This window comes from Okeania sp. SIO2B9 (assembly GCF_010672505.1).
Lineage (GTDB): Bacteria > Cyanobacteriota > Cyanobacteriia > Cyanobacteriales > Microcoleaceae > Okeania > Okeania hirsuta.
In genome coordinates this window covers 1-9,288 of record NZ_JAAHGK010000127.1, presented here as the reverse complement: position 1 = coordinate 9,288, position 9,288 = coordinate 1, and the positions used below count along the sequence as shown (strand labels likewise).

General features: G+C 37.1%; 9 protein-coding genes. 6 read left to right on the top strand and 3 right to left on the bottom strand.

The features are described 5' to 3' along the window. Positions 1 to 20 precede the first annotated feature (20 nt). The 5 genes from F6K13_RS07035 to F6K13_RS07015 all read left to right on the top strand — a co-directional run bounded on the left by F6K13_RS07035 (position 21) and on the right by F6K13_RS07015 (position 2,083). On the top strand, positions 21 to 146 hold the full coding sequence (locus F6K13_RS07035; RefSeq protein ID WP_287287076.1) for a peptidoglycan-binding protein: 126 nt from the start codon (positions 21 to 23) through the stop codon (positions 144 to 146). Positions 147 to 173: 27 nt separating this feature from the next. Beyond that, positions 174 to 398: a peptidoglycan-binding protein gene (locus F6K13_RS07030; RefSeq protein ID WP_124144251.1), complete on the top strand. Its 225-nt coding sequence runs from the start codon at positions 174 to 176 to the stop codon at positions 396 to 398. Between the two features lie 92 nt (positions 399 to 490). After that, the gene (locus F6K13_RS07025; protein ID WP_124144252.1) at positions 491 to 712 is read left to right on the top strand and encodes a hypothetical protein; all 222 of its coding nucleotides are present in this window, start codon (positions 491 to 493) and stop codon (positions 710 to 712) included. Positions 713 to 1,039: 327 nt separating this feature from the next. After that, positions 1,040 to 1,231, top strand: coding sequence for a peptidoglycan-binding protein (locus tag F6K13_RS07020; protein ID WP_205127318.1), 192 nt, complete (start codon positions 1,040 to 1,042; stop codon positions 1,229 to 1,231). A 162-nt stretch (positions 1,232 to 1,393) separates the two neighbouring features. Continuing rightward, the gene (locus tag F6K13_RS07015; protein ID WP_124144254.1) at positions 1,394 to 2,083 is read left to right on the top strand and encodes an ATP-dependent Zn protease; all 690 of its coding nucleotides are present in this window, start codon (positions 1,394 to 1,396) and stop codon (positions 2,081 to 2,083) included. 419 nt (positions 2,084 to 2,502) lie between these two features. Here the strand turns inward: F6K13_RS07015 and F6K13_RS07010 are convergent, their stop codons facing one another. Both F6K13_RS07010 and F6K13_RS07005 read right to left on the bottom strand, forming a co-directional pair. After that, the gene (locus tag F6K13_RS07010) at positions 2,503 to 3,798 is read right to left on the bottom strand and encodes a DUF6745 domain-containing protein (RefSeq protein WP_124154625.1); all 1,296 of its coding nucleotides are present in this window, start codon (positions 3,796 to 3,798) and stop codon (positions 2,503 to 2,505) included. Continuing rightward, positions 3,785 to 4,078, bottom strand: coding sequence for a hypothetical protein (locus tag F6K13_RS07005; RefSeq protein WP_124144256.1), 294 nt, complete (start codon positions 4,076 to 4,078; stop codon positions 3,785 to 3,787). Before F6K13_RS07005 ends, F6K13_RS07010 begins: the two co-directional genes overlap by 14 nt. A gap of 1,082 nt (positions 4,079 to 5,160) precedes the next feature. Here F6K13_RS07005 and F6K13_RS07000 point away from each other — a divergent pair. Next, positions 5,161 to 5,325, top strand: coding sequence for a hypothetical protein (locus tag F6K13_RS07000; protein WP_161564972.1), 165 nt, complete (start codon positions 5,161 to 5,163; stop codon positions 5,323 to 5,325). A gap of 628 nt (positions 5,326 to 5,953) precedes the next feature. On the opposite strand, the gene F6K13_RS06995 is transcribed toward F6K13_RS07000, so the two are convergent. Then, positions 5,954 to 8,818 carry a zinc-dependent metalloprotease gene (locus F6K13_RS06995; RefSeq protein WP_124154626.1) on the bottom strand — a complete coding sequence of 955 codons (2,865 nt, stop codon included), beginning with the start codon at positions 8,816 to 8,818 and terminating at the stop codon, positions 5,954 to 5,956. Positions 8,819 to 9,288: the final 470 nt, after the last annotated feature.

Sequence of the window (9,288 nt, the reverse complement as noted above, 5' to 3'; positions counted from 1 at the left end):
TAGTCTTTCTAGAAGATGGAATTGATAGCGTTTTCGGTCCTCAAACAGATGCAGCCATTAAAAAGTTTCAACAACAAAATTGGTTGGTAGTTGATGGAATTGTTGGTTCAGCAACCCGTTCAGCACTAGGTATAGATAATGATTAAACTTGGATTAAGTAAGGAGAAAAACTAATGGGAATTTTATCAATGGGTTCATCAGGTGAAGGTGTAAAACGTCTTCAAGAAAGACTCAAAGAATTTTCTTTCTATCAAGGAGAAATTACTGGTAATTTTGATGCAGCAACAGAAGTAGCTGTTAAATCTTTTCAAGATGCTGATGGGTTAGCGGCTGACGGAGTTGTTAGTTTAATGGCCTTGCACGCATTAGGTTTATTACACTTAGAAACAATTGAATAAAGGAAAAACACAAAATGCAAATGCTAAAAAACGTTACGCCTTGTCTATGAACAAAAATTGCTTATGAGTTATCCCGTCAAATTCTGGCTGAAGTGAATAACGTTGTCCCAGGAACTCTCGTAGATTTTTCAGACCTTAATATTTCCATTTATCCAAAGCAATTTCCTTTATTACAGCCAGCTGCCAAAAATGCACTAAGAAGAGCAATCCAAAACCGAGGCACCACAATGGGGATTAACTCAGCCTATCGCACTTGTGCTCAACAATATCTATTGCGTTACTGGTTTGAATATGGAAATCCCTGCGGTTTTTAAGCTGTTGCACAACCAGGAAGTAGTAGTCATGAAAGTGGTTTAGCTTTAGATGTTGCTGACTGGAGTGGTTGGAGACCTTATTTAGAAGCTCAAGGCTGGACTTGCTATGGTCAGGGGAATGTAGTTCATTTTAGTTTTCCTGGAATTCCCATCGGGAATATAGAAATTAAAGCCTTTCAAACTCTTTGGAACAAGAACCATCTCAACGATCAAATTGATGCTGATGGCTTATATGGACTGGAAACGGCAAGTAAACTCAGTATTTCTCCCTCAGAAGGTTTTGGAGGAGACCCAGGACTGCGAATTCTGCGATTAGCTAGTCCTTTTATGAGGGGTGGAGACGTTCGTCGAGTTCAGAAGAAATTGAAAGAAGGTGGTTATCTTAATAATGATAGTGACGTTGAGGGTATCTATGGACCAATAACAGAAGCTGCTGTCAGGAAATTTCAAACCAATGAAGGAATTACAGTTGATGGGGTTGTTGGTCCTGAAACTTATAGAAAATTAGGGATTGAGTAGTTTGAATTGAACATTGAGGTAGAGGGCAAACCTTGGTTAGTTGTCATTAAAAATTTACTCTGAAAACCTAATTCTTGTTGATTTTATAGTATTTAAAAAATATAGAATATAACTTAAATGTTGTTTTATAATAATGAGAAATAACTACTATAAATTCAATATATGAGACAAACTTCCCTGAATATTATTGCGATTAGTATTTTTATAATGACAATGTCTGCTTTACTAGGACCAATTTTTAATATATCCCCAGTAATACCAGCGATCGCTACTTTTTCTGTGATGGTACTAGCTGCTATAGATACATTAGGATGGCAAGGTCAGGCAAGTATGATTATTGTAGACTTAGTGGAAGGTACATCCTCAGAAAGACGCGACCGGATTATTAGTCACGAAGCTGGACATTTTTTGGTAGCTTATTTGTTAGATATCCCTGTTAGTGGGTATGCTCTCAGTGCATGGGAGGCATTTCGGCAAGGTCAGTCTGCTCAGGGTGGGGTTAGGTTTAATGACGAAAAGTTGGCTGCCCAGTTACAGAGGGGTATGGTTTCTGAACAAGCTATAGACCAATATTTTACGGTCTGGATGGCGGGTATTGCTGCAGAAGATTTAGTTTATGGTAACGCTGAGGGTGGGGCAGAAGACCGGGCAAAAATTACAGTAATCTTAACACAATTAAAGCGCTCTACAGAATCTAAACTTAAACAAAGTTGGGCATCCTTGCAAGCACGAAGTTTAATCGAAAATCATCAATCTGCTTATCAAGCATTAGTGACTGCGATGACACAAAAAGCTTCTGTATCTGAATGTTATCAAGCAATTGAGCAAAATATTTCTGCAGATCGGACATGAGACTTATAGCCTTTTTATCTGGGATATGGAAACCAAGTACTATTAAATAGGGAATAGTAAAGGTGGGAAAACATCAGGATATAGGGTACTGGAACAGTGCGCTTTTTTGATCAGAAAAACCTCAATCTAGATTTACATCTCAAATAAAAACACTATCAGGAGTTATGCATGAGGTACGAAAAACTATGATTTGAAATTGCTGCCCTGTAGGTTGCTTAAGACAAAAATACGCTGCAGGTCTGTAAGTCCTGACTATATTATATTATGTCCGCTTAATAGCGCGATTAAAAACTTTCTTCTTCTGTTCCTTGTTTTTTCCTCCTGACTCCTGACTCCCCCTCCTGGGAGGGGGAGGGGCGAGGGGTGGGTTGACTCCTGACTCCTTAGTTAGTACCTAGGAAAAATCAAATCTACATCTATTAAGTTTCCACCATAAATTCTTCTGGATCAACCCCCCAGTTTACCCAAGCAATAGCCTCCCTCGCTTTACTAATATCTGGAGGCACTCTTGTGGCATGAATATAATTTGTACTAGGGCAAATCATTTTTAATAGATAAATTGGTTCAACATCAATATAATTATCTATTCTCAACAGAGTATACTCTCGCCAACTATCTAATTCTACTGCTTGCAATTCCTGACAAATTCTACTGTAACCTATTCCCTGAATTAATACTCGTCGTAGTTCGGCATTTTCTTCTTCCAGTAACCACCGTACTTGCCATCGTTCGGGATATAATAATCCATATTTTTCTGGCAGCTTTACCCCATGATAAGCATAGATCCGATAACCATCAATAAATCTAATTGCCGATCCCCCTTCAGCATGAAAACGGTTTTGTTCGTCCAGAGATAGCTTAATTGGGCGGTCACATACCAAACAGATATTCTCTAATTGTAACACAAACCCGCATTCTTTGACCAACTCTTGAAGTGCCTGCCATTTTTTTTGGTTGCAACTACACTCAAGTACAGAGATACAGAAATCGATCATTTCAATGGAACTTGCCATCAAATTTTGGCTAATATTTGAGACTAACCCGATTGCATCGCCTATTTGTTGCAGGGGTTGCTTAATCTGTTCCTCCCACTCTCGTATCAGGGGTTGACTAGACAGATGCTCCCATATATTCACTTCTATATGTTGTGATAGGGGTTGTCCAACTTGTTGCCAAATTAAATCTCCGAATCGAATTAAAGGATTTCCTCCAGGAAACTCTATTAGTTGTTGTCGCAACTGTTTTTGCTGCTGTTCCCAGATTTGCCTAATAATGCCACCTTGCCATTGTACCCACAGCTCCTCTAATAATTCTGCGTGTTCAGCTAAGGTATCTTGCCAGATAAACATTAGCTGTAGTAATTCTTCATTGGGCAAATCATTTTCCAGTTTCAGCCAGAGTTGTTCATCAATTTGGCTTTCTATTTCTTCTGAGAGTTGAACTTGTAAGGAAGTTAGTAAGGGAGTGCCCAACATTTGCACTAAACGTTGGGGCGATCGCGATCCTACTATCTCTTTTATAGTATCTGGACTACTGATAAATAGAATCTCTGGCTCCCGTTTTCCCATCGCAGAATAAGCTGCGTTTACTGCATTTGTTGCCCTTTCCCTATCTATCGGGTCAGTTGACACTATATTCTTGTGCCACTTTTCCTGATACATTGGTATTAATGTTTTTTGTTCTGCTGTGAGGTTTTCAATTTTAGTCTGCCACATAGCGCCACCCAAGAGGTTCATATTCTCGCTGAATGCGTACCATCCAATTTCCTTGAGGAATCTCGATGGCTTTATGTTCTTCGTGGGTTAAAGTTACTTTTTCTGACAAAACTTTCAGGTACAGAGTGCCATCTTTTTCGCGTAGCTCTGCATCTCCACGAGTAATCCTATGAGAGTGTCCAGTGACCTCTCCTTCTGCTAAAGTCAGGTGAGATAGTTTTTTACCTAAAGCTAGCTTAACTGATTGTAATATTACATCACCTTGTCGAATTGGCTGCATCCTTATTTTTCCTTAGCCCTAATACTAACTGCACAACAAATATTTATGCCACCCTGTAATTTACATCGTACATCATGGCACATTTGTCAATCAACTTTAATATAAGTAGGTAAACGTTAAAATTTTTCGTTAGAGAAAGGCAGTAGGCAGAGAGCAGAAAGCCGAAGGAAAGAGGCTTCTGAGCTACTTGAATTTTTGTTACATACTTTGTTTTTTTTCGTGTTTACCTACTTAATCTATTAATTTCTATCTTTATATATTTTTGTAAAAATTATGATATACATTTATCTAGTCATTTTTATATGTAATTATGGATTCCCGTGATTTTATTTGTCGCTTTACTAAAGTAAAATTTTGATAAATGCAGTTTAGATCGCGTCTTTTATATTATTTTTATAATTTTTACAATTATTTAATATTTTTTACTTATAGTAAAGAAAGAATTGCTGAGGACATAGATAGATTGATATCATGTCTGATTACAGCAGTTTTCATTTGAATCGACCATAGTAGGGACGTTCCATGGAACGTCCCTACAAGTATTATTGTTTTGAATATGTAGTTCACCAATCTGAAAAGCGCTGTAAACCACTGTAATGATCATTGCTTCTGAGAAACCATAGGGAGGAGTCAGGAGGAAAAAACAAGGAAGAGGAGAAGAAAGTTTTTGTTTAGCTGGCGCACAACGCATCCTATCTCCTTGGTCGGAGCTGCGCTAAGGTCATGCTACTGCTTTCCGTTAACGCTCTTGGTCACCGAATGCGAATCGCAAACTGCGACATCTAACACGGAGCATCCAACGGAGTTCTATCGCGCTATTAAAGGGACATGATATTATCCCAATTTCATAAAATATTGCTACATTGTACGCAGGAGTAGAAGAAGAGAAGCATAAAAAAAAAGAAAAAAAAAGATTCAATATTTACAATATCTGCGAGCGATAAAATTTTATACTTAAGGCCAAAAATATAGATTAAGCGGTTGTTAGGGGAGCTTCCCGAAGGGTGGAATGGCGAGGAGACCTTGCTATATCCAATCGACAAAGAGAGATGTAATATCAAGTCCGGTTAAACAGTTATAGAATGGTTAACTCAGGAGGAGTCAGGAGTCAGGAGTCAGGAGTCAGGAGGAGAGAGGATTACAAAGATGGGCCTACTTATGACGATTGGAGAATTTTTTTATGTGCAATTAACCGGATTTGGTATAATATCATGTTCCCCCTCCGGGGGAGCTACGCTAACGGTTGAATACTTATAAATAACTGTTGTGAGTCCTCAGGAGTCAACCCACCCCTCGCCCCTCCCCCTCCCAGGAGGGGAAGTCACCTCCTCAGGAGGGAAGAAAGGAGAAAAAGAGGAAATATTGGTATTGGGGGTATTGATAATTTCAGTATTTCTTTGGTACTTTCGGTACTGTCAGTCCTTAAATTTTATTTATAACTGACCCGTCCGCAATTCGTAGCTCCCTCAGAGGGGGAACATGATATAACTACCTTTGCGTGGATTTGGTATTGCAAAATTTTAACACAAATATAGTCATTCATGTTAATCTATAGACATGAAACTCTCAGACTATGTGAAAAAAGTAGGAATAAGTTATTAACAGTCTGGAGGTGGTGGAAACAAGGGAATTTAACAGGTGATCAATTGCCTTTTCGTACAATTATCATCACGGATGACTACAATTCCAAACCAGATGTGATAGCTTGCATTTATGCAAGAGTTTCCAGTGCACAAAACAAAGATAATTCTAGATAGACAAGCTGAACGGTTAAAAAAATTATGCCATTGCAAGAGGCTATAAAATCTTAAAAATTGGCTAAGATTCTAGTTTATCCTAACTATTACTATACCCTACCATATGTGTTGCCACCTACTAATTAGACTGTAATTGTGCATTCAAAGTTTTCACAATTCGATCGCGTATTTCCTCCAAATGCGCTATGGTATACTCATCCATTTTCTTACCTCGCTTTTTAATTATCTTCTCCAAATCTTTATCCAGTTGTCGCAATTCATACCAAGCTAAACTTCGAGCATCTTCAGGTACAGTACGATTACGCAATACCATTGAAATAAGTAAATTTAGATGTTCCCGTTGCAAAGAGCGACGCATACTAGAAATCTCAACTTCTCCACCACTAGACTCTAAAACTTCCGTCCAGATACTATTTTGCAGAATCTCAAAAAGTTCCGGTAGTTTCAACGCATTATCTGGGGTTGTCTTCAACTCCAAATCTCGTAGACGAGTCAAACGAATATCAGAAAGGAGCGATCGTAAAACTATCCTTTGCAGAAACAAAATATTATCTTGAATGGGATAATCTAAAGGAAAAACTAAAACAGAGCTTCCCCAATGTCGCCAACGTGATGGTGCTAACTTATTAAGTAAATCTGGTGCAAACTGAAACGCATCTTCAGCAAAAATATATTTATCTATAATTTCTAATGCTTGGCGTTGTTGCTCTACAGATATAGCTTCAAATGGTAATCGCCCATTAGTATTTTTTGTACTCTCCCGATTAAATGACTGACCGCCTACATACAAAGTAGTATCCATTATTTGCTGGATATAATAGAAGAATACCGTATCAAACATTACCCTGATTTCGCTATAACTTTCATCATTTTGAGGAACGCGCTTTTCTAGACTTTTCCAAATATTCCGGGCGTTATCCAGTTGCCACTGGGAATAAATTAATGTATTGCTACTAAGGTCAAATGTATTTGCTGCTGGATCGAGAATATCATAAGAATCTTCATCTGTGGCATAAGATAATTCTGGTTGAGACGCTCGTCTAGCAATCTCTTGTAAGAATCCTTTTTCACTTATATAGCTAGTGGTGCCACTGGGTTTATAACCGTATTCAATTGCCCAATCATCATAAGGACCAACTATAGTGGGAAAATAGTCTCCTTGTATTGTTCCCTGTGGAGCTATATTAACTGGTACATAATCCATTACAGATGCTACTAACCCTTTTGTTTGAGTAATAGTTGTATCGTTTAACTGTTCTGGTTCGAGCATTGTACTACCGTGGAAATTATGTCTCAGACCAAGAGTATGTCCAACTTCGTGAGCAGTAAGATATTTTAAATATTGATTTACATACCTATCCATTTCTTTACTGTGGGGTCTGATGTTTTGCAAAGCATCCATTGCCACCGCCCCTATTGCCAACTGCTGAGATGACTCCCAATCAAAACAAAGATGTTCTGATGAGTGAGAGTTTGATAATGACGACTTCCGAAAAGATTGATATTTTGCTTGTAGAGATTGAGGAATAATGGATTCTATACTGTTATTTGAAGTATTAGGTTCCGTCTCAGTTTTTAGATTTCCTAAATAGCGAGAATACATATCTAATACGCAGGGATTGTAACTTTTTCCATCCTTGGTTTGAAAAGCTTCAGGCAGAGATTGATTTTGTAAAATTATACTGCCTACTCCGCCATATTTAATACTTCTAATAATACCTGCATTGAGAATAATATCTGCATCTAAAATTTGCCCTGTTAATGGATTGACACGGGAAGGTCCAATACCTGCAAGCCAAGAGTCAAAAATAGTAGACCAACGAATTGTGTTGTAACGAATATCGGCCGGGTCCCAAGTAGCATCATCAGGCATTTGTTTGGCTTGAATCGCATTAATAAATCCTGCTTTTTCAAAAGCTTTATTCCACATTAATATTCCTTCTCGAATGGCATCACGATATTCGATTGGTACTGTATTTTCTATCCAGAAAGTTATTGGTTCTAGGGGAGGTGATAAAGGTGCGCTAGGAATTTGTTTTTCTAGATGCCATCTCTTAATGTAACGAACATAAGGTTCTCTACGATTATTATCAGAAAGATCTTTATAAGCACTAATAAAATAACCTACTCTTTCATCTGCTAATCGAGGAATATAAGCATTATTTATTGGCAATTCAGAAAAACTGTAGCGAACTTTGAGGTTAAAAGCACGGCTATCTGCCAAAGATTCTAAATATGCTGTATTATCTTTATTTAAAATACTATAAACTGACTCCAATTCTATATTTAAAGGAAATGCTTTAGCATCACTAATGTAAGACTTTGTTAAATCTATTGAGTAGTCATTAGGTAAAGCATTTTCTAATGATGGTAAATTCATTTCTCCTATTAATAAATTTTCCAAATCAATCAACAATGTTTTTCTTTGAGGATGAGTTGCTTCAATGGGCAAAGAATATAAAATTGAGTCACTAAAAGAACGTTGAATTGAACGAGCTTGAGGGTCTAATTCGTTAGTCCGAAAATTAAGATTGGGCAGGACAAATTGAATATTATCTTGATGTTGGCGCAACTGAAATACAAAATCTCTGATTGGTATACCACTAATTAAACCTGCCTCGCCAATACCTGATTCTAAAGTAATTATAGAAAGGAAGTTTTTATTAAGTTGCTCTGGTTTAACTTCCATTAATGTTTTACCTGTTTCTTCATCCCTATAAATGGTAAACATCCCTTCTCGTTTCTCCAATCCATCAATTAATTTTTCATAAGAATCATCTATTTCTGTGGCAGTAATAATTTGTTGTGGGTTTGCTGAAATATTGGTTGTTGAAGCTCTAGTTGTAGGAAGGATAAATATAACCAGTAAAAATGATAAACAAAATAATAGTAATATGCTCGTAATTTGAGTAATTTTTTGCGAAATTATTTTGCCTATACAGTTTTTCTGTTTATGAGTTTTATTTTGACCGATAGTCCACATAATTAATTAAAGAATAAGGAAAAAGTATAATACAATTAGCAAATATTAAGTTATATCATGTCCGGTTGAATACTGATAAATAACGACGGAGGAGTAAGTCCTTAGGTCGGGGAAGCCGTCGGATTGGCGACGTACAGAAGGTAAGAAGAAGGAAGAGGATAGGAAAGTTTTTTATCGCGCGATTAAACGGATTTGATATTATTCATAACTAATAGTAAGTTTTGTAATTTTTATCCACCTTACCTAGTTTGATGAATTCAAGTTTCTTTTTTCTCTATGATAATCCGAAAATTTATCGACTGCCAATAGTGCGGATAAGTATAGTCGTCTGGGCAAAGACTGTCGATATGTTGTGTTATCTTACAAATCCTTGTCACTTATTTAGATACTCTTAAAGATTATTTAAAGCCTGGAAAAACTCTAATTAAAATTATTGATAAACTCAAGTAATAATTAGCAATTTATCAAAA